The organism is Acutalibacter intestini, assembly GCF_034334985.1.
In the GTDB taxonomy this organism is placed as follows: domain Bacteria; phylum Bacillota; class Clostridia; order Oscillospirales; family Acutalibacteraceae; genus Acutalibacter; species Acutalibacter intestini.
Genome location: NZ_JAWXXL010000005.1, coordinates 26,641 through 52,631, shown reverse-complemented (window position 1 = coordinate 52,631; position 25,991 = coordinate 26,641). Strand labels below are relative to the sequence as shown.

The window sequence follows — 25,991 nt, the reverse complement described above, 5'->3', positions numbered from 1 at the left end:
AAAAAACACCTCTTTGTTTTCTTACGCGCTTACGCCAGCGAGCCCATGGGATCCCAAGGCTCCAGCTGAATAGGCTCCTGCTCCAGTTCCTTCTGCTGTTCCTCGCAGAGGTACTTTTTATGTACCACCACCTGGTAGGTATACTCCGTAAACCATTGGTCGCTCATCACATAGTAGCCGTCTACACCGGCATCCTTGCCCCAGCTGTTTTCTACCCGCCAGCGGGTGGGCTTACCCTCCTCGTCCAGGTTTACTCCCTGGAACACCATGGCGTGGGTCATCAGGCTGTCTCCATAGTCCAGACGTTGGGCTTTGTTCATGCCAAACTCGGTGCCGAAGAGCTCGTTCACCTTCAGGGCTTCCAGGTCCATAATGCCTCCATCCCGCGTGGAGCATTTGCCCACGTCACAGCCAAACCACACCGGGCTTCCGTCCTGCATCTGGCGGATGGCGGCCTGCTTTAGGTCCTCCACCGGCAGGTTTAGGTACTTCACTGGCCGGCCCTCTATCACATTGCCCAGCAGCTTCACTGTAAACGTCTTGTGGAAGGGCTTATCGGCAGTGGTCGCGTTGATCAAGCTCACATAGTTCGAAAGGTCCCAGCCCACATACTTTTCATAAAAAGCCTTACCGGTCAGGCAGGTATCGCGAATAAATTTCTTGTCCTTGTCCCGGACTTCCAGGGTGAAGGTCTTGGGAGGCTGCCCCAAAGCAACGCACAACATATTGTAAATGGTAGCCAGCATAGCCTCTTTCTGTTCCCGCAGCTCTCCGGCGGTCTTGCCCGCGGCGTGACCCTCCCGCAGAACGCAGGCGAACTCCCGCAGTTTGCGGGTCATATAGGAGGTCACCTCTCCTGTGGCGGAGGAGCACACGGTTTCGGGCATGGCGTCTTTGGGCACCACGCCATATTTTTCCACCAGGTTACACAGCATATCCCATTGGCCTCCATCGTTCAGGGGGGCCATCAGCAGATGGGCAATCAGCCGGCCGTTCGTGGGCTCATCCAGGGTTTCCAGAATGGCCTCTAAAAAATAGTTGGACTTTTCCAGCTTATCGAAGAAGAGCAGGTAGTTTTGAGAGAGCTCAAAGGTTTCCAAGTTCAGCTTTTTCATCACTTCCATCCGCATGGTATTCATAGCGGCGAACATCCAGCAGCGGCCAGAGGCCTTTTGGTTGGTGATTTTGCCTCCCTCCAGCTGAACAGAAAACTGGTATCTGTCCTCCCGCTGGGTAAAGGGGTTTAGGGCAGCTTTGCCAATCCCGTTGGCAGTAGCGGCCCGCTGGGCAACGCGCTTAGCGGGATCGGCGGCAAAATTCCTCTCAAAGGATTCCAGCAAAGCGGCTTCGATGATTTTGTTCATGTGCATTCCCTCCATTTTTATTTTCCCAGATCGCTGGGTTTATATTTTCCAAATGGGCACCCATACCTCGTAGCGGCTGCCCTGGGGCGTGTTTGCGTTCTCCTTCTCTATCCGAAATATCAAGGACTCTGGCCCGTCGGCCCGCACCCAGCCCGCGGGTATCTCTACCGTGTCGGCATACTCGTTACAGCGGCCGTTTCCAGCGTCCCCCACAGCTTCCTCGTTGGTCTCCATCCACTCCGTGGTGACGGCCAGATAGTCGCCGCCGGGGAAGTCCATCAAAGTGTAGCCTTCAGGCGTATGGTCCACATTCTTTACAAAGAGGCCCTGGCAGTAGACCCGCTGGCCCTGGGGGCCATGGAACCACACATTAATGGGTTTTTCATCCACCGCGTAGGGCAGGATGGGCTCATACCCGCCCATTTGAAAAAAATTATCCCATATCGCGGCAAAGTCAGAGCTGTCGTCTACAACATTTGTGTTTCCAAGGAAGCAAAAATCGTCCAAGTGCCGTTGATAGGTCACGATGTCTTTGTCCATTAGAAATTCCTCTCCGTTTTTGTATTCCCTTATCCGAAGGGAGCGGTACTGTAAACGCATTTAAGGCAATACCGCAGAATTCTAAGTACCGTATTGGGCAGTCAGATTTTTCGTGAGAGGGTACAGATTGAGCGCCGTCCATCTCACCATTGACCAGCGAAAGCTGTGCGCTATCACGGAAAATCTGCAAGCAAGACGGTGCTTAAGGCTCCAGCCGCGAATGGTGCGGGGTTGCCTTAAAAATCCGCAAAGCCAAGTTGCGGGTGCGGCGGGGCTTCCACCTTGGATCCAAACAATCATTCTGATTCCTTTGAACCATATTCACTGTTTAAAGTCCGTTTATTTGCTAAGGCAATTCAGAATTTCCCGGATGACCGCCCGCTCGTCAAAGGGATGCTTCACCCCCTGAATCTCCTGGTAGTCCTCATGGCCCTTGCCCGCCAGCACAATGATGTCTCCCTCCTGGGCATTCTCCAGACACCACCGAATCGCCTCTCGACGGTCCGGAATCACCATATATTCCCCGCTGGTCTTGCCCAAACCTACCTTTATATCCTCTATAATGTCCAGCACGTCCTCAAACCGGGAATTGTCCGCCGTAACCACTGACAGGTCCGCCAGCCTTCCGCTGGCCTCCCCCATTTCATACCTGCGCACCTTGGGGCGGTTGCCTCCCGCGCCGAACAGGCAAATAAGCCGCCGGGGCTCATACTCCCGCAGGGTGCGCAGCAGACTCTCCATACTTACGGCGTTATGGGCATAGTCCAGCAGCAGGGTATAGGGGCCGGGCACCGGCACCGGCTCCACCCGGCCCTTGACCCGCACCGCGCGCAGCCCCTCTTTCATGGCTTCTACAGAAATCCCCAGCTGATGGCAGCAGCCAATAGCCGCCAAGGCGTTGTAAGCGTTGAATTTCCCGGGAACCCCCACCTGGACGGTAAAGCTTAGGTCCCCGGCCGCCTCAAAGGCCACCCCCAGCATCCCGGGCCGGCTCAGATGGCGGCAGTTTTCCCCCCGCAGCTGGGCGGCGGGGGAGAAGCCGTAGCGGTACGCCGTGCAGGCGCTTTGGGCCAAAAGCTCCTCTGCGGCCGGGTCGTCGGCGTTCACCACCCCCACCGGACACATGCGGAACAGCATAGCCTTGCAGGCCAGATACTCCGCCATATCCTTGTGCTCCACACCGCCGATGTGGTCCTCGGAGAAGTTGGTAAACACCCCCAGGGCAAAGGGCAGGCCGTAGACCCGGTCGTCCTTCAGACCGATGGAGCTGACCTCCATTACCGCATATTCGCAGCCCCTGTCCGCCATCCGGCGCAGGTGCTTTTGCACCTCGTAGCTGATGGGGGTGGTGTTGGGCAGCGGGGTCACCTCCTCCCCGATTACCGCGCCAATGGTGCCCATCACCCCGGTCTTGTGCCCGGCGGCTTCTAGGATGGAACGGATCATATAGGCCGTGGTGGTCTTGCCCTTGGTGCCCGTAATGCCAATGACCTTTAGGGCGTTCTTGGCGGGATCGCCGAAAAAGGCGGCGCTCATTAGAGACAGGGCCTTTTTCGTGTCCTCCACCAGGATCACCTGGGTTCCAGGGGCCTCTACCGGTTCCTGGGCAATCACCACCGCAGCCCCAGCCCCGGCCGCCCCGGCGGCAAACCGGTGGCCATCCGAGGCGGATCCCCGCAGGCAAAAGAACGCGCAGCCAGGGCAGGCCCTGCGGGAATCGTAGACCAAGTCGGTTATTTCCACATCCTGAAAGCCCCCGGTCAGGCCCAGGGAAGCCAGCAGCTTTGAGAGAAGCATAAAAAATAAGTCCTTTCTTTCCATTTTTAGTGAGATGCGTTCCACTTTAGGGCTGGTTTGAAAATAGAGAAAGTGCCGTCTTTTTGCCCTGGCCGGTGCGGTTTGACGAAGAAAGCCGCAAGGAATCCTTTCGTATTACGAGGATTTTCCACACACCAATCCGCCCGGACCGGGAAAAAGACAGTGTTTGCGATTTTTCAAACAAGCCTTAGCCAGTGTGGTGCGATTTTAAGCAATTTCCGCTTTCTTTCCTTTTGCATCCCGCTTTTTAAAGCGGGGCGGCCCCCCTTCGATTGTGTGCCCGGTTGTGTATATTCGTGCCTTAGAAAGTGTATTTCGTAGCCTCCCGCAAATCCCCTTCTGTCCTACAATCCCAAGGCGAACCCAGGCGCTCCTGTACTTTTGCATACCAAGCCTCTGGACCAATTACAGTCCAAAAGGCTTCAGTGGGGCTTTAGCTTTTCTAAGGCTTGTTTGAAACATGGAAAACGCCGTCTTTTCACCCAGAAGCGGCCCTCTTCCGCGTCGAAAGTCCTCGTAATACCGCAAGGATTTCTTGTGGTTTTCTCCTGGAAGCTGACCACTTCTGGTCAAGAATCCGTCATTCCCTCTATGTTCAAACAAGCCCTAAACAGCAAGGAGAAAACTTTTCACCACCTGTTTTATCTGCCCCAAAGAGGCGCTGCGATCAGGTATAGAGCCGCCCAGTACAGGAGCATCACTGGCTTATGCCAAAAGTCCGGCAAGTGGCTCAGCTCTCCCTTGGCTACCATCATGTCCGAGACGAAAAAGCACGCCGTCCCCACAGCCAGGGGCCAGTATTCTGCCCCCGCTGTAAAGGGCAGCACCACCCCCAGGGCCAGCGAGGCCCCCAGCAGTGCTGGGTACAGACAAAAGGGCAGGGTCAGCCTGCCCAGGGTGGGCAGCTCTTTTCGGAACAGCCAGGCCACCCCCAGATAGGCCGCCGCCCACACCGCCAGACTCCAGGGACTCACCGGGGCCAGGCCCCAAAGCCACACCACCAGGCAGACATGGGCCCCGCCAAACACCAGCATCCCCAAGACAAATTGCAGCTCTAAAAGAGCGTCCGCCGCCGTACACAGCAGAAAAAACCAGAACACCGGTTGTGTTAAGGGATTTTCCCCACCCAGGCACAGGGCAAGGCCTGCCGAACCCACAGCCAAAAAACTGGCCGCGCACTTGGCAATCAGACTTTCCCGCGCCAACTTGGCTCCACGCAGAATAAAATAAAGGGCGAATAGCGCCCCCCAAAGGGGCAGCGCAAGGCAGGAATAGGTCAGCAGGCTCATGTCCACGTCTCCCTTTTTCAATATTCCATAATCAATATGATTATAGGCTTCTTTTCAGTCTAACGCAAGAGGAAAATTGTTGTAGTACGGCACCCGCTCCACAGGGGCAGATCCATCTCCTGGATAGCTCTCAAGGGGCCTTCCCTTTTAGAACCTGTACCAATAGGATATTGCGTATGTCTTTCCGGCAGATTTTGCCATTGGACTGCGTTACAAAACCTTATCAATCGTCAGATTGTCGGCGGTTCCGCGCCTTGCCACTGACAAAATCTGCTCGAAAATCCATACACCAATCCTATCGGTGCAGGTTCTTAGTTTCGCTTGCTTCTTCGTTCCTATAGCCTCTTTACCCTGATATAATAGGCCGAGACCAGCAGCACCGCAGCGCCGGTCCAAGCCCCTACCTCCGCATAGAAAATACCCTCCTGCTCCAGCACCAAGGGCAGAAGCAGCGCGATGCCCACACGCATGACCATCTCCACAAAGCCCGAGGCCATAGGCACCACCGTATCCCCCAGCCCCATCAGGGCCGAGCGGTAAATGTGCAGCATGTACAGAATAGGCAGGCAAAGGCTCATCACCGCCAGGTAGTGGTAGGCAATGGCCATGGAAGCCTCCACCTCCTCCGGCGTGCCGGAGATGAATAGCCCCAAAAATCCCTTGCCCAAAAGCAGCATGGCCACCGCGATAACGGCGGCTGTGATCAGGGCAATAATGGCCGCCGCGCGCATGCCCTGTTTAATGCGCTTAATCAGCCGTGCTCCCAGGTTCTGCCCCACAAAAGAGGTCACCGCGTAGCCGTAAGAGGTAGCGGCAATCTCCAGCAGGCCGTACAGCTTGTTGGTAGCTGTGAACCCGGCGATAAACAGCATGCCGTAGCGGTTCACCACAGACTGCACCACCATGCCCCCGGCGGAGATAATGGCGTTTTGCAACGCTACCGGCGAGCCCAGCTTCAGCAGGGTGGCCGTCATCTCCCGCTGGGGCCAAAAGTCGCTCTTTTCCAGCTGAATGATGGTCAGCCTGCGCACATTCTGGTAACAGTAGACAGTAGATACCGCCTGGGCAATCAGCGTGGCCCCCGCCGCTCCAGCAATGCCCCAGTGCAGGCCCATCACAAAGAGCAGGTCCAGAACGATATTCACCACAGTGGCCACAATCACCGCGTACAAAGGGGTTTTGCTGTCCCCCAGGGCCCGCAGGATAGAGGCCAGCAGGTTATATGCCGCTACAATAGGAATGCCGCTGAAAATAATCCGTAAATACAGGATGGAATTTCCAATGATGTCGTCCGGGGTGTTCAGCAGCCGCAAAACCGGGTGCGCGGCCAGCTGGCTGACCGCCAACATCACCACAGCGCCAATGCCGCACAGGGTTACCGAAACCCCCACCGACCGGGAGAGCTGGCGGTAGTCCTTAGCGCCAAAGTACTGGGCCATCAGGATAGAGAACCCCTGGGCCAAGCCCTGCACTACGCTAAGCACCAGCCAGTTCAGCCAGTCGGCCGCGCCCAGGGCCGCCAGTGCCTGAACCCCCACCACCTGGCCCACCACAGCGGTATCCACTACAGTATATAGTTGTTGAAAAACGTTTCCCACCATCAGAGGTAGAGCGAAAGAGATCAGCAATTTGACCGGGCTGCCCTCGGTCATGTTCCGGATTCGTTGTGCCATGATTGTTCCTCTCTATAATAACTTAGTCGGTAATCTATCTTATTTGGTATGATCTCCGGCTGGGGCCGCCTTTCCGCCCATTTTTGCGGTATGGGCTGGCGGGCTGCTGCCCCAGCCCTGCCTTTTTGCCTAAGAGGCGGGTTAGGCTTTGTGAAACTTTGCTTGTTTCTTCGCGTTACTTGACAGGGCAAGGCCGTGGAACTCTGGTTTCGTCTGCCGGCCCGGTCGGTTCATATGGCAGACCCCACATCCTGAAAGGGGCCCAAGGCCCTTTCACCGCGAAATGCGCCCCTCTCTCTTGGCTTATGGATATAGCTCCACGCCGTATTCCCCCGCCGCTTTTCGCCAGTATTCCTCCGGCACTTGGGGCCAGGGCAGCAGCTGCCCGCACTCTTTCTGGTACAGCTGTGCCGCCCAGGCCGGCACAGCCCCGCAGGGGTCGTTGCCCGTTAGCACGTTATACCGCAGCATAGCAGCCCAAACCGGCGCGCGTGCTGCCAGGCCAGAGGTCTCCAGCTCTCGGAGCGTTCTCTGCCAGTCATAGGGGATGCGCAAAAATTCCGGCCTCCAGCGGCCTTCCTCCAAGTGGAGCAGCGTCATCTGCGCCACCTTTGCCAGCTCGGTGGCCTGGGCTGTTCCCGGCCGGGCTCTTCTGCATACCGGGTTGCCCACCGACCCCACGCAAACCAACCGCTTGCCTTGGTGAAAAAGGCTCCACTGTTTGTGGTTGTGGCCCTTTAACAGTAGGTCTGGGCCCAGGACCGCCAACTGCTGTAAGGTGCCGTCCTCTCCCCGCATAGCGGCCCGGGTTTTTTGGGGCGAACCGTGGCAAAGAGCCACCGCCGGGGCCCCGGCTGGCCGCCACTCATCATAAATAGGCAGGCTTTGAAACCAAGCCAGGTCCTTTTCGGTGAGATTCTCATAGCAGTGCAGCAGCGCCCCCTGGGAAGAGCACTCCCGCCATTCCCCGGGGTTCTCCCGGTGGGCCAGCATATACTCCTCCCGGTTGCCCCGGATAAACCGGCAGGCATAACGGCTTTTTACCTGGTAGAGCAGCTCCAGCACCCGCTGGGGGTAGGGATGGTCTGTGACGTAGTCTCCTAAAAACAGATAATTCTCCACGCCCCGGGTCTGGGCATAGTCCAGGCAGGCCTTTAGGGCCAGGTAATTGCCATGCACGTCCGCCAGTACCGCCGCCCTCATGGCCGCGCCCCCCTTCTATTGGTGAATAGGTAGGTCCCCACCGCCACGGCGACCGCCAGGTTCAGGGAGTCTACCATCTCGCTTTGGGCAATGAACAAGCTCTTCCCATAGCGCTGAAATTCTGGGGGCAAGCCGGTGGCCTCGTTGCCGAACACAAGGGTATACAGCCCCGGCTGGGGACAAGTTTCCGGGGTCAGTACTGTGGCGCCGTCCAGCATAAAGGGAAATATCTCCCGCCCTTTGCCATAGGCGGCAAGATAGGCGGGAAAATCCGCAAACTCCTCTATTTCCAGCCGGAAAGCCGCGCCCATGGAGGCCCGCAGGGTCTTGGGGTGCCAGCGGTCCGCCCCACCGCCAATGAGGGCCAGGTTCCGGATGCCAAAGCCCAACAGCGTGCGCTGAATGGTGCCTAGGTTACCCATATCTGAGGGCTGCACCAGGGCCACATGGGGCGCTGCGGGGTTTAAGCAGCCGGGGTACTTGTACAGCTCTCCGGCGGCGTAGCAGACCTCTTTTTGGGCAATGCGTTCCAGAACCTTTTGGGCACAGTGGAAGGGCACCCCCAGCTCTTCACAAAGGGCACAAAGCTTGTCCTTCTCGCGAAAATCCTCCCGGTAATACACCGCCCGTACTGCCTGGGGGCGGCTTTTCAGCAGCTCGAAAGTGGGGAAAGGCCCCAGGGCATAGCTGTGGCTAAATTCTTTTTTATATTTTTTGGGTAATTCCATGTTGCCTCCTAAGGGAGCCTCCCTGCTGAAGTTATAAATAATGCGAAATATGACCAGGGACAGGCCGCAAAGGTTTCGTCAGTCTTTCCAAAGGCGTTAAAAAGCCCAGGCCTTGTCCAAAAAAGCCCCTTAATGCCGGGCCTTATAGCCAGTCTGGCGGCGGTTTGGCTCCGAAGGAGTCCGCAGCAGCAGGCCCGGCAGAAAAATCAACGCCGCGCCCACCACGCCCAGCGCCGCGATGCCGCCCGGGCTGCACAAAAGCGCAGCCGCACCCCCAAACCCCGGCAGATAGGTAACCAGCACCTGGTCTGTGGCGGCAGGGTCCATAAGCAGGGCCTTGCTTTCGGAAACATTATCGGCTTGGATGATACTCTGTCCCTGGCTGGTCCCCACGATCCGTCCCAGGGCCGGACCCTGGGGACCCTTATAGAAGATCACATCCCCGGGCTGGGCGGCTTTGCCCTTTTTAATAAGGGCCAGGTCGCCGCTGTGCAGCTCCGGCTCCATCGCGGCATCCCCCACAGTAAAGAACATATAGCCAAAGGCCTCTGGCGGATCGCTCTGGCTGGTAAAAAGAAGCAGGTCCCCTGCCAGCAGAAAAATCCACAAAAGGGCCAAAAGGCCCCGTAGAATCTGTATTACGGCTTTCATTTTCATCGCGTCTCCTTTTGCCGGCGCTGATTCTATATTTTTTTATTATACATCCAAGTCCCCGCCCTTCGCAAGCTTTTTTTGCCCTGTGCAACTCCCCGTTGACACATTACCAGCCCTGGGTGGTAGCCTAGCAACCGCTTGCGTGCTATAATAGGCACAAACGAAAGGAGTGTTTTATGATGAATATCGCGGACCGTATTCAAGCCCTGCGAAAAGCCCGGGGCATCTCTCAAGAAGAGCTGGCCGACCGGGTGGGGGTGTCCCGCCAAGCGGTTTCCAAATGGGAGGGCGAGCAGAGCACGCCCGACTTGGACAAGGTACTCCTCCTTAGCGACTACTTCCAAGTGAGTACCGACTACCTGTTGAAGGGAATCGAGCCTCCTCCCTCTGCCGGCGGCGACACCCGGCTGGGTAGCCGCATTCTGTACATTGCCTCAGTGGGGTTCATTTTTATCGGCCTTTTTCTGGGCCTGGGGGGTTGGTACGAGGAGCAGAGCCTGTCTAATGTCTTAGGGGGCGCAGTCATACAGGCAGTGGGCGTGGCCGCTTACTTTATCGGCCGGGCCATTTCTGCCGAAAAGCCTGGCCTGTGGGTAAAGCTTCTGGACCTGCTGGGTATGGCCTTTATGCCCGCATCTATGGCAGTGGGGGCGCTGCTGCGCCAGATGGCCGCTCCATACCCCATCGGTCTGTTCCATTGGATGGTGTTTTTAGCATTGTACGCCGCAATAGGGGCCGCCGGATTTGCCGTGTTGAAAAGAGATCGTTAACACAGTCAAAAGCCATTTTGATTCCTTTGAATCAGGGTAGCAAAGCCGGCTCACTTAAAAATCAGCTTGGCCGGTTTTCCTGTGTGTTTCCTATAGGGGTACACCGCCGGGCCTGTCCTCATTACAAAAAGAGACCGAAGCGCAGCCATGTTTCCGCGCCCGGTCTTTTTTGTCTTTGGGAGTAGAGCCTGTTTGAACATAGAGGAAGTGCCGGATTTTCGCGCAAGACGCGGCGGTTTCAAGGAGAAATCCGCGGGGAATCCTTTCTGGTATTTCGAGAATTTCCCACACAAAAATCCACCCGTATGGGGCGGAAAGAACGGCGTTTCCGATGTTTCAGACAAGCCCTAGATAAAGCAAATGGCTTCTGAATTGCATGATGCGGAATGGTCTTTGCAGGCATAAAGTCTCTTCCTACCGGCTCGGGTCCTGTGCCTAGCGGCCCTTACATATCCCGGAACTTTCGAACCCGCCGCAGCTGCCGCTGTTTCCTCTTATAAAAGACCACCAGAATGAGATAAACCAAAATTAGCGCGCCAATGGCGGCCATTACCGCGATAAACCAGGGGGCGGTTAGTAAGGATTTTCCCTGTTCCCACCCGGCGATCAGGTCGCTGCGGGCCACCGACTCGGTAGCTACCACGTCTACTGTGGCAATCTCCTCATTGGCATAGCTGAGCACCACGGTGCCAATAACCTCGCCTTTGCGGATCGGAGCCTGGACGCTTTCCGGCTTGGTCACGGTTTTTATAATCGATTCCGGCTCCACGCTTTTGGGCAGCATTACACTGACATTCCGGTCTGCCGCCAGCTGAAGCTCGTCCTTTTGAAAAGCGTACTCCAGCTTCACCGAGCTGAGGATGTCCCCTTGGGAGACCACAGTCTTTTTCTCCAGCTCGGTTAGGGCCCAGCGAAACAAGGTACGCAAGTCCCGCATCTCGTTATGGACGTCCTGCTGGTAGCCCTCCATGTCCCCCATGGCCACCCCGATATAGGTGTAGCCATAGGCTGTAGCCGAGGCCGTTAGGCAAAATCCCGCCTGGTCGTGGGACCCGGTTTTAATGCCGTTTGCGTAGGTATAAAAGTAGCTGTTGCCCAGGTGGTCCGGATAGTTCAGCAGCATTTTGTTGGTGGTGGTGGCGCCGTCTGGGTCCGGGTCCAGGTTGGTGGGCTCCTTGGGGTAGTAGTCCTGCTTGACGATGCTGGAAAAGTTGGGCAGGCTCATGGCGTACTTGGCAATAGTGGCCATGTCCCGGGCAGTGGAGTAGTGGTCCGGGTGGTGCAGACCGTGAGGATTCGTAAAGTGGGTGTTCTTACAGCCCAGCTCTTTGGCCTTGGCATTCATCTGCTGCACAAAAAAGCTGCTTTTGCTGTAATCGATCATCTCCCCCTCCACCTGGTCATCCTGGCTGACCGAGGGCTTCGCCTCCTCCCCAGAAGAGGGCGTGCCCGGGTCCTCGGGGTTGGGCAGGTTCTCAGCGCTTAGCCGGCCGCTTTCGTAAAGGCCGTCTACGTAGTACATAAAGGTTAGGGCCGCGTCGTTGCCAGAGGGCACCATCATCAGGTTCAGCATTTGAAGCCCGGAGAGCTCCTCCCCCACCAAGATGCCCGCCAACGAGCTGCCCGTGCCCTCCAGGTCATCCTCCACCTGTTGGGGCACGGTAATCAAGGCGTGCTCAATGTCTGGAATTAGCTCGTAGGCCACAATGTAGGTCATGATTTTTGTCATGGAGGCCATGGGCAGCTGTTCGTCGGGGTTATAGGTATACACCACCGTGTCGGTGTCCAGGTTCAAAAGGAACAAGGACTTGCAGTGGGGCTCAGTGCTCTCGTCCAGGTTGCCCAGATCCAGGTCCCAGTTGAAGGTAAAGCCCTCGGCAAAGCCAGGGGGCGCTGTAACAAATATTAGGGTCAGTACGGCCAAAAACGCCGCCGCAAATTTTTTCCATCTTTTCATTGGGCTTTGCTCCTCTCTTAAGGTCATGGACCTGGTCTCATCCGCCGTCTTGGCCGGCGCACCTTGTGGGGAGTTTCTTCCGCGGGCGCGGAAACGTCCGCCGCGCCCCTGTTTCTCGGCCTTTTCGGTTTCCCTCATATCCGTTTATATGTGCAAGGGCACAAACCCGTGGCCACAGGCCTGCATCACCATAATAATAAAAAATTATTATAGAAAAACACCCCGGTAAAATTCACTCCACCACTACTCGATTTCCCTCTAACAGCTGGTAGTACTCTTCCCGGCAGGTCAGAAAAATTACCTGGTGCCGCTTTCCACACTCCCGCACCAGCCCGCAGGCCTGCTCCATCCGTTCCTGGTCCATATCGGTAAAAGGGTCGTCCAGTATCAGTACACCGCCCCCCTGGGGAAACAGCTGGTCCAGGGCCGCCAGCCGGAACGCCAGAGAAACCGTTTCTTTTGTGCCCTGAGAGAGCTTTCCATAGTCCACCAGCCGCTCTTTGCTATATAGGTCCAGGTCCAGCCTGTCTCCCTGTAGAAACTCGGTCTGCACCTGCCCTTTGGAGAGGACCTCTAGGTAATAGGCAAAATTTTGGGCCAGCCTCTGCATGGGGTTGGCCGACAGGGCCTCTTTCCGGCCAAGAAACACCTCTTCTATATGCAGCCAGTGGCCAAGCAGCTCCTTTTGCGCCTCAAAATCTTCCACAGCCCGGGTCATGGCGGCGGCAGGGTCCTCTTCCAGGTTTTCCTTGTAGGCTTCCAGGCGGCTTTGGGCAGCAGCCTTTGCGGTCAGGGCCATTTCTCGGGCGGCGCGCCTTTCTTCCCGCAGGGTTTCCAGTCTTTTCAGGTGTGCCTGGGGGTCCGGGATGTCTAGAAACCCCTCTGGAATATTCTCCGTTTCCTTTAGGGCCTGGCGGACTTTTTCCAGCTTTTCTTCCACCGCCGCGCTTTCATTCTTTAGGGCGTTCCAGCTTCCATATTCCTTTATATAGCCCTCCAATACCGTTTCCCGAGCCGCGATAAAACCGCCCAGGTCCCGGCCTGCACAAAGGGTTTGGGCCTCTGCCTCCACCTCTTCTTTAGACCGGACGTCAGGGGCCGCTTTGGCCGCTTCCTTCAGCTCCTGATACTCTTGTCCGTCCAGGGCTCTCTCCAGCCGGTATTCCGCTTCTCCCATCTCCCGGTCCAGCCGGGCCCGGTCTTTCAAAAACGCTTCTAGCTCCTCCAGGCTCTTTGCCCGGTATTTTTCTAAAATCACCGCTTCCGCCTGGCGCTCTTCCGCCAGCCGCGCCTGAACCCGGGCCGCGTCTACCTGGCCGGGGGCCAGCCGCAGCTTCATTACTCCTGGTATGGTGATCTCCACAGCCTCGGTCAAAGTTACCGCCCCGCTGGGCAGCTCCACCCTCTCTCCAGTGCGCAGAGACTTAATCCACGCCTTGTGGCCTTCCAGCAGATCTAGGCCCCCACTCAGGTTCATGCCGCCCAGGCTATTTTCCAGCTGGGCCACACACCGCTGGGCTTTTCTCACCCGGTCCAGCTCCTCTTCCAGGGGGCAGGGGGTCTTTTCCGCCTGGCTCCGCAGGGCCGCCAGGGCCCCTGCCCGCGCCTCTGCTTCTTGAAACCGCTCCAGCGCTTCCCGGGCCTGCCTTTCTTTGTCCAGGTTTTTGGCTCGTTCCAGCTCCTGTTTCTTTTGAGGCCAATCTTCCAGCGCATGCTTCTGTCTTGTCCAGTCTGCTTCCAGCCGTTTCTCTGCCTCCCGCCGTTCGCTCAGCGCCTCCAGCCGGCCGGCCAGCTCCCCAAACCGGCGGCAGTCCTCCTCGGCCGGCAGAAAAAGCCTTTCCGCCTCCACATACCGCGCGCTGGCCTCGTCGGCCTCCTTTTCCAGCCGGGAAACCTCTTCCAGCACAGCCCGGGCGTCCTCCATCCTATAATAGCCCTTTAAAACGCTCCCCAGGTCCTTAGACCATCGTCCGCTTCTGCCCCGGGCCGGCTCGCCTCGCTGGGAATCCCAGTGCTTTCCCGCAATTTCTTCAATCTTCCCCCGAATGCCCCGTTCTATGGCCTCTAAAGAGGCCCCACCGCTTTCGGCAAAGGCCTGGGCTGCCACAGCGGCCAGCTCCTGCTTGGCCTCGCCGCTCTCTTTATGGCTTAGCAGACTTTGCAGCGCCGGCTCCAGATTCTTTTGAGAAGGAGACAGCAGATCGCTATACACCCCTTCGCCATATCGGAGCACATCCTTAAGAATCCCATCAATGGCATTTTGGTCGCGCAGCACTCCCTGGGGTGTGGAAAGGGTGCAGCAGGGCCGGGGGCCCCACTCCTTTTCCAAGCGGTAGGGGCCCGCTTCTGTCTCTATGCACACCGTTCCATCGGCAAAATCCCCCGCCTGCCCGCCGTCCCGGCGCTCACTGGGAAAGTAAAGGCTGCGAAACTCCTTGTCCCGGCGGTTATCCAACTTAGGGCTTTGGAACAGGGTGCGCAGCAAAAGATTCACCAAGGTCGTTTTGCCCGTCTCGTTTTTGCCGAAAAGGACATTCACCCCGTCCTCCAGCTCCACCCGCCGGTCCCTCATTCCCGCAAACTGAGTGCAGGAAATACTTGTTATCTTCATCTCAGCCGCCTCTCTTTAGGGATTTTAATAGTTCATAGGCCAGCTGGGCCTCTTTGGGCTGTGGCAAAAGTTCCTCCAGCAGGCCCGCCGCAAAAGAAGTCTCTGGGAACTCCGCCCGGATCAGCTCCCGGGAAATCAGCCGGCTTAAATCGTGGTCATGATAACTGCCCTCTAAAAAACGTGCCAAGACCTGGTCCAGCAGCTCCCCCCGGCGGTCGTATTCTTCAGCGGTTACCGCCCCGCTCAAAACCAGTTCCACCACCGAACCGTTCCCCATGCCCTCCAGTTCCCGGGCCAGCCGGGCTTCCAGCTCCCCGGCAGAAACCGCCAGCTCCTTGCGGTAAAACCGCAGCTCCCCTGGGGCCGCCTTTTTGGCTCTAGGCTTTTTATTTTCGTCTATTTCTATGATAAAGCAGCAGCCCTCGGCCCCACAGGCCACGTCCTTTTGCACATGGACCCCGGCATTGAAGATCCTTCCGGCTTCGGTAAAAACCTCCTTCTTCAGGCCTCGGGGAAAGGGCACGTGGGTGTGGCCTAAAAGCCACAGGTCCATGGGCAGGGCTTCCAGTTCTTCCCGGGTCATCAAAAAATATTTTCCCTCGCTGTCAATGGTCTCTCCCTCTACCGCGCCGTGGGCAATGCCAATATGGTACGCGCCCTGGGGCAGGGCAGGCAGGGCCTTGATCCAGCCCAGGTTATTTTCCCCTGGGGCCGAGTGCAGGGAAGTACACCCCGCCGGGTAGAGCACCACCTCTTGGCCATCTATGTTCAGGCAATAGGGTCTATACTGGCTAAGCAGCAGAACATTGTCCCTAGCCCCCAGCTCTGCCTCAAAATACTGCCAGAGCTTCGCGTCCTTATCATAATAATCATGGTTTCCCGGCAAGACTGCCACGGTGCCGCGAAAAGCGGAAAGCATATCCAAAACAGCGGCTACGTCCCGTCTCAATACACCATAAATGTTCTCAAACAGGTCCCCGGCCACTGCCAGCAGGGCGCAGTCCTCCTGGTTTGCGGTATCCACCAGGGTCTTGACCGCGGACAGCCGGGCCTGGGCTAAAGCCGCTGCCTGGGGGTGTCCGGCGTATTTCAGGCCAATGTGGTTATCCCCGGTAAGTAGTATCCTTAGCATCCTGTCACACCTCGAAAGCCTGCCCCGGAGCAGACACATCCATCACCTTTTCCGCATACTGCCGGTAGGTGGGGGTACTTTTAAACAGCGGTACCACGGAATAGTCTCCCCACATGTGCATGGGAAAGACCTTCTCCGCCTGGGCCGCCTCTAAAAAGTACTTCATGCCCAAGTCAAAGTCTGCCTCCTGCCGGGGGTCCAAGGGTACAAAGGCCACATCAATGTCCTTTCCCTCCAGCAGTGCCAGCTCATCCCTATACTGGCGGGTCATCTGGTCGTTTTGGTAGCGGGGCGCGCCATCCCATACCCAGCAGTTCAGGTCGCCAGCGTGATACAGAGTCTTGCCCTCACACTCGACCAGGAAAGCCACTCCCTGGTCTGTGGACTGCAGCGTGGCGATCTTCAGCCCATCTATCTGATAAGCCCTGCGGGGGGATACAAAGAGAGTATGCTCCCGCAGCCCCTCTGGCACGCGGCTCTCCCAGATATCGTCAGAGAGCAGAAACCGCACCTGGCGGCCGTTCTTTGCCAGGCTGAATACAGCGGGAGAGAAATGGTCGCCGTGACAGTGGCTGGCAAAGACATAGAGGGGCTTGGTGCTTTCCGGCACGTCTCCCTCGTAGTAGTCAAACAGCAGGCAGCAGGCATCCAGTTCCACATGGTAGCAGCTGTGCAGGATAAATGTGACTTTCATAGCGAACCTCCTTAATAAACAATTGAGTAAACCGCAAAAATTAAAGAGCCAGAGCGCAGAAGGGCCGACCCCTAAACGCTTACAGATACCGCATATGCTTGCCCTTTCCAGGGCGGGTTTCCGTGGTTTTGCTCATCATGTGCCGGGGCCGGAACTTTCTTCGCACGTGCAGCAGGCGGGCAATGGCCTGTCCCTTTGGCAGAACCACCACGTCGTCATAGGTCACCGCTTTAAAGAGCACCACGCACACTCCGTAAACCGCTACCGCCGCAGCAATGGCGAACACTACCGCCATTCGAGGAGAGATCACCAGGCACAGCCCCCAGTAGGCGGCGTAGGACACCGCCCCCATTATCCCTGAGGACAGCAGGATGGGCAGTGCCGTGACAATGATTCCGTCCAGGTCCGGCAGGGTTTCCCGCACGGCCAAAAGGTTCAGCACCATGATCAAAAGATACGAGGCCACCGTACTGATGGCCGAACCCATTACGTTCATCTCCGGAATCGCGATCAGAAAATAAGAAATGGCAATCTTTACCACGCCGCCAATGGCCATGTCTACCACCGGGCGAGTGGTCCGGCCAAAGGATTGTAGGATCGCATTGGTGGTCAGCAGCGTACTGTTAAAGGCAATGGCTGTGGAGAGTACCATAAGCAGCTGGGCGGCCCCAGCCGCCTCTTCCGGCTTATTGAACAGCAGCAGCTGGCAGATGGGCCCCGCGAACACGGACATACCCACACTGGCGGGAATGGCAATAATCATTGTAACCCGCATGGAAATGGAGGCGATATGATATACCGAGCGCTTGTCCCGGGAAGCAATGGCCCCCGAAAGTACGGGTAAAAGGCTGGTGGAGATGGGCACCACAAAGGCGGTGGGCAGGTCAAAAAACTTACGGGCGTGGCCCAGCACCCCGCTGAACCAGTCCGCCTGGGCCTGTGAAAAACCCGCGCCAAAGATCATCCGGTCCATCAGCACGGCGTTATCCACAAAGTCCAAAACACTTAAAAAGCAGGAGCCAATGGTAATGGGCACCGCAAAACGCACCAGGGACAAAAGCATGTCCCTGCGGGGGGGCACCAGGTCGTCGCCAGGGGGCATATCCCGGTCCCGGCGCTTTTGGCGCAGCTTATAGACCGTCAGGTATAAAAGGCCCAGCGCGGCACTGATGGACACACCCGTGATGGCCCCCACCGCCGCCCAGGCGTCTGAATCGTATCGGCTGATAATATAGGCTGCCAGACCTACGCCAATGGCCACTTTTGTCACCGCTTCGATAACCTGGGAAAGGGCTGTGGGAACCATATTGGACCGCCCCTGGAAGTAGCCCCGCAAAGCAGAGGTGATGGCAATAAAGAACGAGGTGGGGGCCAGGGCGATGATGGTATAGGCCGCGCCAGGCTTGTTCATCAGGGCCGCGATCTGGTGGGAGCCAAAGAACATCACCAGGCTGCCCAAAAGGCCGATGCCGAAAAACAGCCAAAAGGCCACGGAAAACACCTGGTCAGCCTCTTTACGCCGGCCCCGGACATAGGCGGTGCTCACCATGCGGGACACGGCGATGGGCAGGCCGGCGGTGGAGAGCATGAGGAACACAGTGAAAATATCATAAGCGCCGTAAAAGTAAGACATTCCTTCCGCGCTGATGAAATTTGCCAGGGGAATGGAGAACAGCAGCCCCAGCACCTTGACCAAAAGAGTGGAGGCGGAAAGGATGGCCGCACCCATCATAAAACCATTTTTCTTTTCCTGTGCCGTGACGCCACCTCCTTTTTATGATAAGGGCAAAGACCTAAGGACCGCCCGCTAGACATAGTTTCTGATGTCTATTGGACAATTATAACAAACCCAAGAAAAAAACGCAAGGGTGGCGGGCCAGCTCTTTACCACCGGCACGCAGCGGCCTCTAAAGCCCTTTCCGCGCTCCGCTCCTATCTTCCACCGAACTTCACCCAGCATCGGAAAAGGCAGAGCCACTGCACATATTCCAGGTTGGCGTCCCGGCCCGGCTGGGGCAGGCCTGCCAGCCCTAGGGCTGTGGAGACCTGCTTTTTTGTTAAAAGCCCCCTCAACCCCTGCCGCCGGGCTCTGGCTAAAAAGCTCTTATACAGCGCTTGTTGTTCCCAGGGCAAGTCCGGCTGGTCCAGCCGCCGCAGCTCCAAAAGAGCCGCGTCCACCCGGGGCATGGGGTGGAACTCTTTTCTGGCCACCCGCGCCGCCACTTTTGCCCCAAAGAAGGGCCGCAGGCTTAGGGAGGTCAGGTTCTCTCCGGGCAGCCCTGCAAACCGTTTGGCCGCCCCCAGCTCTACCACCAGCCACGCGGCCTGGGGCGGGTTCTTGGCCTCTGTCAGCCGCCGGATAATCTGGGTGGTGCAGGAAAACGGAATATTCGCAAACACCTTGTAGGGTTCTTGTGGCAGGGGCATTTTTAAAAAGTCTCCCCGATATAAGGAGAACCCGGAAATTGCCCCAAACCGCTCCTGTAGACACCCCCACAAGGCGGGGTCCAGCTCCGCGCAGCGCAGGGCCCCGCACCGGAGCAGAAGCTGACGGGTAATATGGCCCTTACCCGGCCCGATTTCCAGCACCAAGTCCCGGCTGTTTATATCAGAGATTTCCAGCAAACGGCGGATCACCGCCTGGCTGGTCAAAAAGTTCTGAGAAGCCCACAGGGGCACAGAACCCCCAGGACCGCTGGATGTTTTATGGACATGACTATTTTTGGACATGAAAAAAGCACCTCTCCCGTTGAGAAAATAAACGCAGAAGAAGGGTATAGCAAACAAAACCTCTTTAAGGCCTGGCTATCCCCTTATTCAATCCTCAAACGCGCAAAGATGCAAATCAGCAAAATACAACGAGCCTCCTGTCTCGCCCCAATGGGGCTTTCAATGCATATATTATAGTGTAGGAGGATGGGCTTGTCAAGGACCAGGGTTTTGAAAAGCGCCTTTCTCTACCATCTATGGTATAGTATTGGCGGTCTTGCTACTTCCGATACATTTTTTTTAAAAAAAGAAAGAAAATTTGCAAAAAGTACTTCCATTTTTCGTTTGACTGTGCTATACTTAATGCAGTCAGAAAGGAACACCCCCGGTTTCTCTGAATTTATATGAACGAATTCCAGTACCTAAAGAAAGGAAAGTGGTCGCAATGACGAAAATTTTCAAGAGGGCCCTCCCGCTACTACTGGCCATTACGCTTCTTACGGGCTGCGGCCAAACTGGGAACCCCTCTGAGGCCGGTACAGGCTCTGAAACCGCTCAGTCCGGCGTGGGCGCGGAGGAAGATCTGGACACTGCCAGCGGACTAGACTTTGAAGGTGCGGAGAACGAAGCCTATGTGGAAGAAGTGGACATGGGCGAAGTGGAGCTGGCGGAGGAGATTATCGCTCTTTCCAGCGGCAGCGCCGCCGTAATGAAAAAGGTAAAGCCCGTGGCTTCTGGCACAAAGGTGGCAAAGCAGCAGAAAGCTACCATCGATTATTCTAATACCACCGATGGCTACTTTATGGTGAAATACACCGCTACAACCAGCAAGCGCCTGCGGGTTAAGGTAACTGGCCCCCAAAGCGAATATATTCATGACATCAAGGCTGGCCAGTGGGAGACCTTTACCCTGGCGGACGGCAACGGCAGCTATACCGTAAAGGTATATGAGAATACTACCGGCAGCAAATATGCCGTGGTGTGCACCGCCACCTTTACCGCCAAGCTAAAGGATGAGTTTGGCCCCTTCCTGTACTCCAACCAGTATGTGAACTATGAGGACGCCAAAAACACCGTGGCCCAGGCCGAAAAGCTGGCGGGCAAGCAGAAAGACGCCATGAAGAAGGTAGAGGCTGTGTACAACTATGTGGTAAAGAACCTGAAGTATGACAACGCCTTTGCGGACGCGGTACGCCGTGGCGAGAAGAACGGCTATATGCCGGACCTGGACAGTGTGCTGAAGAGCAAGAAGGGCGTCTGTTTTGACTACGCCGCCCTAATGGCTGGTATGCTCCGCAGCCAGGGTGTTCCCTGTAAGCTGGTGATGGGTTATGCGAGCAACAGCGAGTACCATGCCTGGATCAACGTCTATTCCGAGAAGGACGGCTGGATTAACGGCGCGGTGCGGTTTAATGGCAAAAAATGGATGCTGATGGATCCCACCTGGGCCTCTGGCAACAATAATATCAAGTACCAGGCAAAGGCACAGTCTTATCAAGCCACCAGTATTTATTAAACTTCAGAGTACAAGGGTAAGTCCCCCATAATAAGAGGAAGGGCGTGCCGCGCAACAGCGGTACGCCTTTCCTCTATATCAAAATCGGGCGTGTCCGAAATGAAGCGTTGACAAGCGAGGCTTTGGGGAACGAATTTTGGACACGCCTCCGTCATCCCTGGGCTTGACTTTCTCTCCGCCATGCGTTATAATGGTTCCCGCGGCATGAAGCCGCATTCCAGGGGCCGAAGCCTCTGAATTCTTTAGAGATGATACTGCTTCATCTAATTAAACGCTATGAATGCTTCTTAAAAAGAGGCTGCTGTCTCTTTGTTAACTTTTTATGTGTGCATAGAAGGCACGCGCTCCCTCCCAGAGGGAACGTGTGCTTTTTTGTTGGGCGGAATCTAGCCGCCCTGCCGGTTCCTTGGGGCCGTGGAAGGACATTTTGGGCTGTACAGAAGGATCCCCACTGGCGCCGGGTTTCATCTACCGGGCCCAGCCGCCGCATGTAAGGTCACGCCTTGCTCTTTATCACTGGCACACAGCAGCCCCACACCGTGCCAGGGGAAAATAAACCGCGTTCCCTATAAGTTTCCCCTGGTTCCTGCTGTTTTCTCCATTATTTGATTGAAAGGACTCCTCCTATGAAAAAATTTCTCTGTCTTTTGCTCTCCCTGGGCCTTTGCCTGGCCCTCTGCTCCTGTAATTCCGCTGCCGGCCCCGCCGCTTCCACGCTTGTCTACGGCAGCGGGGACTATACCCGCATCAACCCGGCTATGGACGAACATTGCGAGATCAACCTGCTGCTGTTTAATGGCCTAACCGCCCACGATGGGCAAAACCAGATTGTCCCCGGCCTGGCCGAAAGCTGGGACTATGACCCCGCCTCTTATACTTACACCTTCCACCTGCGGCAAGGCGTCCTCTGGCACGACGGCGAGCCCTTTACCGCCCAGGATGTGAAATTCACCATAGAAGCCATCATGAATCCAGAGAATGGCTCGGAAAACGCCCCTAATTATGAGGATGTTCAGGAGATTACTGTGGTGGACAGCCACACTGTGGCCTTTCGTCTTAGCGGTCCCAACGCGGCATTTCTGGAATATATGACCATGGCCGTGCTCCCCCGGCACCGGCTGGAAGGGGAGGATATGCAGGAATCTGCTTTCTTCCGGGCCCCGGTGGGCACTGGCCCCTACCGGCTGGAGAGCTGGGACCCGGGCCAATCCATTGTCCTTACAAAAAATGAGGAGTATTTTCAGGGCATGGCCCAGATTGACCAAATTATTTTTAAGATTGTCCCCGATGACAATGCCCAGGCCCTTCAACTACAGTCTGGGGAACTGGACCTGGCCCTTTTGGACCCCCAGAACGCCCAAGACTTTGTGGAAAAAAAGGGCTTTGTCCGCTATGACATGACCACCGCGGACTACAGAGGCATTCTTTTCAACTTTCAGAATCCATATTGGACCGAAAACCGAGACCTGATCCCAGCCATTTGCTGCGCGATAGACCGGCAGGCTATTATTGACTCTGTGCTTTTAGGCCAGGGCATGGCCGCCTATGGTCCCTTGCAGCGGAACATCTACCACCTGGAGGACGTGGACCACTATGAGTATGACCCCGCCCGGGCCCAGCGGATTTTAGAAGAAGCCGGGTGTGTTATGGGGCCCGAGGGCTTCTACCAGCGGAACGGGGAAGAGGTGGGCTTTGTAATCAGCGTTATGCCTGGAGAACAGGACCGCATCGACATTGCCCAGGCCGCCGCCCAGCAGCTGCGGGACGTTGGCATCCGCTGCGTTGTGGAACTGCCCGCACAGATGGATTGGGCCGGGCAAATGGCCTGCCTGATTGGCTGGGGAAGTCCCTTTGACGCAGACGATCATACCTATAAAGTGTTCGGCACCGGCAAAGGAGCCAACTACTCCGGCTACTCCAACCCCCAGGTGGACCAGTTCCTGACCCAGGCCCGCCAGACCCAGGACACCGAACAGCGGAAAGAAGCTTACGCCCAGTTTCAGCAGGCCCTGGCCCAGGACCCGCCCTATGCCTTTATCTGCTACATAGATGCCAACTATGTGGCAAAAGACACCGTGCAGGGGATTGCGGCCGATACGGTGATGGGCCACCACGGGGTGGGTATTTTCTGGAATATAACAGAGTGGCGGATGGCCTAGCCGGGCCACCGGCGTGTTTCTGAAGAGGACGCATTACGCAGCCGCGAGCAGGGCTTTCAGCTCTGCTCTTTCCCACTGGGATGCGGTACCTAAAGCGGTAGGAGAGACAGGCCCCCAGGCTGCGGGATGTTTTTCCCTTTCGGCCCTCACATCTCTCACCAGAAGGAGTGAGCCTATGTCCGCCCTATTAGAAGTAAAAAATCTATCCGTTGCCTTTTCCACTCCCGCCGGAACCACACAAGTTCTGCGGCAGGTGGATCTTTCCCTAAAGGCGGGGGAAACGCTGGCCGTAGTGGGCCCCTCTGGCTGCGGGAAGAGCACTCTGTGCAAGAGCATTCTCCGCCTACTGCCTAAAAACGCCCATACCAGCGGCCAAGTGATGCTGGCAGGGGAGGACCTCATCCAAAAAAGCGAAAAAGAGTTGTGCCGCCTGCGGGGCCGGGCCATTGGGCTAGTATTCCAAGACCCTATGACCGCCCTGAACCCTAGCCGCACGATGGGTTCTCAGCTAGCGGAAGCAGTGCGGGCCCATGGTCCACGGCTGAGCAGACCGGCCCTTGGAGCCCGGGTGGAAGAGCTGCTGGCCCTGGTGGGCATTGAGCATCCGAAGGAACGGGCCCGGCTTTATCCCCACCATTTTTCCGGGGGAATGCGCCAGCGGGTTGTGCTGGCTATGGCCCTGGCGGGCGGGCCCCAAATCCTTTTGGCGGACGAGCCCACCAGCGCCCTGGATGTGACTACCCAAGCGCAAATTTTAGAACTATTGAAGAACTTCCAGCGCCGCCAAGGCCTTGCCATGGTATTGGTCACCCATGACTGGGGCGTAGTGGCCCGGGTGGCGGACCGGGTGGCCGTGATGGAAGCGGGGAAGATTATACAGTGCGGCACGGCAGAGGAAATCTTCCGCGCCCTGCCCCCCGCTGCTTTTAGCCCGGAATTTGTTTATTGTAAGCATATTTCAAAAGCGGTTTAAAATGATGCAGAGTTTTAGGGCAACACCGCAAGCCAACCGAGCGGTGGACAAGGTTTTTTCCCGCGGAAAGGGGCCTCTTTTGGGCAAAAAGACGGCGTTTCCGATGTTTCATACCAGCCCTAGCCTCTTTTGAACCAACAGCTGCCCTATAATACGCCAAAGGAGCTGGCCCCATGAAAAAAACGCGCCCTATCCTGATCCGCATTCTAAAGCAGGCTCTTGGCCTTTTGCTCAGCCTATTTCTTTTCTCCGTGCTGGTGTTTTGCCTTTCCCGGCTGGCCCCCGGGGACCCTTTGGCCTCTTATTTCGGGGACCGGATCAACCGGATGGGCCCAGAGGAGCGGGCCTGGGCGGAAAACCGCCTGGGTCTGAACGCGCCCCTGCCTGTCCAGTATCTGCGGTGGCTTCGAGGGGCTCTACAGGGGGACTTTGGCATCTCTTACAAATATAAGCAGGACGCTGCCCAGGTGATCTTCAGCCGGATTGGCAACACCCTGGCCTTGGGTGGGCTGGGCTTTGTGCTGACCTTTGGCCTGGCCCTGTTTTTAGCTGTGTTCTGCGTCTGGCATCAGGACCGGATGGTGGACCGGGTAATCTGCAAAGTGGGCACTGCCGGGGGCTGCATACCAGAGTTTTGGCTTTCCCTTGTGCTCATTCTGGTCTTTTCTGTCCAGCTGCGCTGGCTGCCCAGCTCGGGGGCGTACACTGTGGGCGGGGGCGGCTTTTGGGACCGGCTGCGGCACCTGGTCCTGCCGTTGACCGTGGTGGTATGCAGTCATCTATGGTACTATGCCTACATGCTGCGCAACCGCCTGGCAGAAGAAGCCCGGGCCGACTATGTGCTGCTGGCCCGGGCCAAGGGCCTGAACCGGGCCCAGGTGATGGTCCGGCATCTGCTGCCCAGCGCCCTGCCCTCGTACCTTAGCCTTATGGCCATTTCTGTGCCCCATATTCTGGGGGGCACCTATGTGGCGGAGACCGTGTTTTCTTACCCGGGCCTGGGCGCTCTGGCCTATGAGAGCGCCCGCTACCAGGACTACAATCTGCTTATGCTGCTGTGTCTGCTGACCGGCGGGCTGGTCATCCTGTGCGGCGCTATTTCCCGGGCCATCAGCCGCCGGCTGGACCCGCGCATGAAGGAGGGAACGCAGTGAAAGCCCTGTTGGCAAAAAAACAAGCGGGGCGGAAGTTTCCCCGTTTGGCTGCGGCTGTGCTGGGGAGCATTTTGTTTGGCTGCCTTTTCGCGGAGCTTCTCTCTTCCCACGACCCCACCTACATGGACTTGTCCCACTGCGCCCTGCCCCCAGGCCCAGTGTTCCTCTTTGGCACGGACGCCATGGGACGGGACATCTTTTCCATGATCTGGTCCGGCGGACGGGTGTCCCTGTTCATTGGCCTCACTGCCACAGCAGTATCAACCGGAGCCGCTGTGGTGTTCGGCACGGCTTGCGGCTGTGCGCCCTCCTGGCTAAACGCCCTGCTCACCCGGACGGCAGAGCTTCTGCTTAGTGTGCCGAGCCTGCTGGCCGTGGTGTTTCTCCAGGCTATTCTGGGGCAGAAGAACCCCCTGGCCCTGGCTTTTGTTTTAGGGCTTACCAGCTGGCCAGGCATGGCAAAACTGGTGGCCACAGAGGTACTGAGGATTCGCGGCAGTGAGTTCGTCGTGGCGGCCCGAGCCCTGGGAAGCGGGTTCTTCCGGGTGCTGGGGCGGCACCTGGCCCCAAACTTTCTCCCTTCTATTCTATTTATGGCTGTGATGGAAGTGCGCAGCGCAATGATGGCGGAAGCCACCCTTAGCTTTATGGGGCTTGGACTTCCGCCGGAATTCATCAGCTGGGGCGGGATGCTCTCTTTGGCGGAAAAGACCCCGGGAGACTGGTGGGTGGTGGTCATTCCCGGGCTTTTTCTTACCGCTACGCTGCTGTGCGTCACCAGTCTAGGAAACTGGCTGCGGGAAGGCGGGCATGGGAAGATGAGCAATCTATAAAAAGCATGAAACGCATTACACGGAAAAGGAGGCGTGTTCCAAACGAAGCGTTTAAAGGCGAGGCTCCGACGAACAAACGGTAAAAGTTTCGTCCACCTTTTCAAAAGTTACGGGTTTTTTTAGGGGCAGAGCCCCTAAACCGCCTGAGGCCAAAATGTCGTCATAAGCTCTTCTTTTGGACACTCCTGGAAAAGGGGTAGGCTTGACTTCTCCT

The 25,991-nt window shown here is 56.9% G+C and carries 21 protein-coding genes; 7 read left to right on the top strand and 14 right to left on the bottom strand.

All coding sequences use genetic code 11. The annotated features are described in order from the left end of the window. Window positions 1-29: 29 nt before the first annotated feature. The 8 genes from U8U68_RS05885 to U8U68_RS05850 all read right to left on the bottom strand — a co-directional run bounded on the left by U8U68_RS05885 (window position 30) and on the right by U8U68_RS05850 (window position 9,266). Window positions 30-1,364: a C1 family peptidase gene (locus U8U68_RS05885; RefSeq protein WP_322199904.1), complete on the bottom strand. Its 1,335-nt coding sequence runs from the start codon at window positions 1,362-1,364 to the stop codon at window positions 30-32. A gap of 39 nt (window positions 1,365-1,403) precedes the next feature. Continuing rightward, complete coding sequence (locus U8U68_RS05880) at window positions 1,404-1,904, bottom strand: GyrI-like domain-containing protein (RefSeq protein ID WP_322199903.1); 501 nt, start codon at window positions 1,902-1,904, stop codon at window positions 1,404-1,406. A 339-nt stretch (window positions 1,905-2,243) separates the two neighbouring features. Next, the gene (locus U8U68_RS05875; RefSeq protein ID WP_322199902.1) at window positions 2,244-3,701 is read right to left on the bottom strand and encodes a UDP-N-acetylmuramoyl-L-alanyl-D-glutamate--2,6-diaminopimelate ligase; all 1,458 of its coding nucleotides are present in this window, start codon (window positions 3,699-3,701) and stop codon (window positions 2,244-2,246) included. 662 nt (window positions 3,702-4,363) lie between these two features. Next, on the bottom strand, window positions 4,364-5,011 hold the full coding sequence (locus U8U68_RS05870; RefSeq protein WP_322199901.1) for a lysoplasmalogenase family protein: 648 nt from the start codon (window positions 5,009-5,011) through the stop codon (window positions 4,364-4,366). 335 nt (window positions 5,012-5,346) lie between these two features. Further along, window positions 5,347-6,684 carry an MATE family efflux transporter gene (locus U8U68_RS05865; protein WP_322199900.1) on the bottom strand — a complete coding sequence of 446 codons (1,338 nt, stop codon included), beginning with the start codon at window positions 6,682-6,684 and terminating at the stop codon, window positions 5,347-5,349. A gap of 303 nt (window positions 6,685-6,987) precedes the next feature. Next, window positions 6,988-7,887: a metallophosphoesterase family protein gene (locus tag U8U68_RS05860; protein WP_322199899.1), complete on the bottom strand. Its 900-nt coding sequence runs from the start codon at window positions 7,885-7,887 to the stop codon at window positions 6,988-6,990. Then, a complete protein-coding gene (locus U8U68_RS05855) occupies window positions 7,884-8,615 on the bottom strand; it encodes a TrmH family RNA methyltransferase (RefSeq protein ID WP_322199898.1) in 732 nt (243 codons plus the stop codon). The genes U8U68_RS05860 and U8U68_RS05855 overlap by 4 nt, the downstream gene beginning before the upstream one ends. 129 nt (window positions 8,616-8,744) lie before the next feature. Further along, window positions 8,745-9,266, bottom strand: a complete 522-nt coding sequence (locus tag U8U68_RS05850; RefSeq protein ID WP_322199897.1) for a S24/S26 family peptidase — start codon at window positions 9,264-9,266, stop codon at window positions 8,745-8,747. A gap of 179 nt (window positions 9,267-9,445) precedes the next feature. On the opposite strand from U8U68_RS05850, the gene U8U68_RS05845 reads away from it, so the two are divergent. Both U8U68_RS05845 and U8U68_RS05840 read left to right on the top strand, forming a co-directional pair. Beyond that, the gene (locus U8U68_RS05845) at window positions 9,446-10,039 is read left to right on the top strand and encodes a helix-turn-helix domain-containing protein (protein WP_322199896.1); all 594 of its coding nucleotides are present in this window, start codon (window positions 9,446-9,448) and stop codon (window positions 10,037-10,039) included. 192 nt (window positions 10,040-10,231) lie between these two features. Then, complete coding sequence (locus U8U68_RS05840; RefSeq protein ID WP_322199895.1) at window positions 10,232-10,390, top strand: hypothetical protein; 159 nt, start codon at window positions 10,232-10,234, stop codon at window positions 10,388-10,390. A gap of 94 nt (window positions 10,391-10,484) precedes the next feature. On the opposite strand, the gene U8U68_RS05835 is transcribed toward U8U68_RS05840, so the two are convergent. The 6 genes from U8U68_RS05835 to U8U68_RS05810 form a co-directional block, all read right to left on the bottom strand. Continuing rightward, window positions 10,485-11,996 carry a D-alanyl-D-alanine carboxypeptidase family protein gene (locus tag U8U68_RS05835; RefSeq protein ID WP_322199894.1) on the bottom strand — a complete coding sequence of 504 codons (1,512 nt, stop codon included), beginning with the start codon at window positions 11,994-11,996 and terminating at the stop codon, window positions 10,485-10,487. A 232-nt stretch (window positions 11,997-12,228) separates the two neighbouring features. Continuing rightward, entirely contained in the window at window positions 12,229-14,607 is a 2,379-nt protein-coding gene (locus U8U68_RS05830; RefSeq protein ID WP_322199893.1) for an ATP-binding protein, read from the bottom strand. Between the two features lies 1 nt (window position 14,608). Further along, window positions 14,609-15,739: a metallophosphoesterase family protein gene (locus U8U68_RS05825; RefSeq protein WP_322199892.1), complete on the bottom strand. Its 1,131-nt coding sequence runs from the start codon at window positions 15,737-15,739 to the stop codon at window positions 14,609-14,611. Between the two features lie 4 nt (window positions 15,740-15,743). Further along, window positions 15,744-16,433, bottom strand: a complete 690-nt coding sequence (locus U8U68_RS05820; protein ID WP_322199891.1) for an MBL fold metallo-hydrolase — start codon at window positions 16,431-16,433, stop codon at window positions 15,744-15,746. A gap of 79 nt (window positions 16,434-16,512) precedes the next feature. Then, window positions 16,513-18,165, bottom strand: a complete 1,653-nt coding sequence (locus U8U68_RS05815) for a putative polysaccharide biosynthesis protein (protein WP_322199890.1) — start codon at window positions 18,163-18,165, stop codon at window positions 16,513-16,515. A 200-nt stretch (window positions 18,166-18,365) separates the two neighbouring features. Then, complete coding sequence (locus tag U8U68_RS05810; RefSeq protein ID WP_322199889.1) at window positions 18,366-19,163, bottom strand: ribosomal RNA small subunit methyltransferase A; 798 nt, start codon at window positions 19,161-19,163, stop codon at window positions 18,366-18,368. 424 nt (window positions 19,164-19,587) lie between these two features. On the opposite strand from U8U68_RS05810, the gene U8U68_RS05805 reads away from it, so the two are divergent. The 5 genes from U8U68_RS05805 to U8U68_RS05785 all read left to right on the top strand — a co-directional run bounded on the left by U8U68_RS05805 (window position 19,588) and on the right by U8U68_RS05785 (window position 25,777). Then, complete coding sequence (locus U8U68_RS05805; RefSeq protein WP_322199888.1) at window positions 19,588-20,658, top strand: transglutaminase-like domain-containing protein; 1,071 nt, start codon at window positions 19,588-19,590, stop codon at window positions 20,656-20,658. A gap of 626 nt (window positions 20,659-21,284) precedes the next feature. Then, window positions 21,285-22,817, top strand: a complete 1,533-nt coding sequence (locus U8U68_RS05800; RefSeq protein ID WP_322199887.1) for an ABC transporter substrate-binding protein — start codon at window positions 21,285-21,287, stop codon at window positions 22,815-22,817. Between the two features lie 175 nt (window positions 22,818-22,992). After that, window positions 22,993-23,790, top strand: coding sequence for an ABC transporter ATP-binding protein (locus U8U68_RS05795; protein ID WP_322199886.1), 798 nt, complete (start codon window positions 22,993-22,995; stop codon window positions 23,788-23,790). Between the two features lie 173 nt (window positions 23,791-23,963). Continuing rightward, the gene (locus tag U8U68_RS05790) at window positions 23,964-24,944 is read left to right on the top strand and encodes an ABC transporter permease (RefSeq protein ID WP_322199885.1); all 981 of its coding nucleotides are present in this window, start codon (window positions 23,964-23,966) and stop codon (window positions 24,942-24,944) included. Continuing rightward, window positions 24,941-25,777 (top strand): ABC transporter permease, encoded by an 837-nt coding sequence (locus tag U8U68_RS05785; protein ID WP_322199884.1) that lies wholly within the window; start codon window positions 24,941-24,943, stop codon window positions 25,775-25,777. The genes U8U68_RS05790 and U8U68_RS05785 overlap by 4 nt, the downstream gene beginning before the upstream one ends. Window positions 25,778-25,991 lie beyond the last annotated feature (214 nt).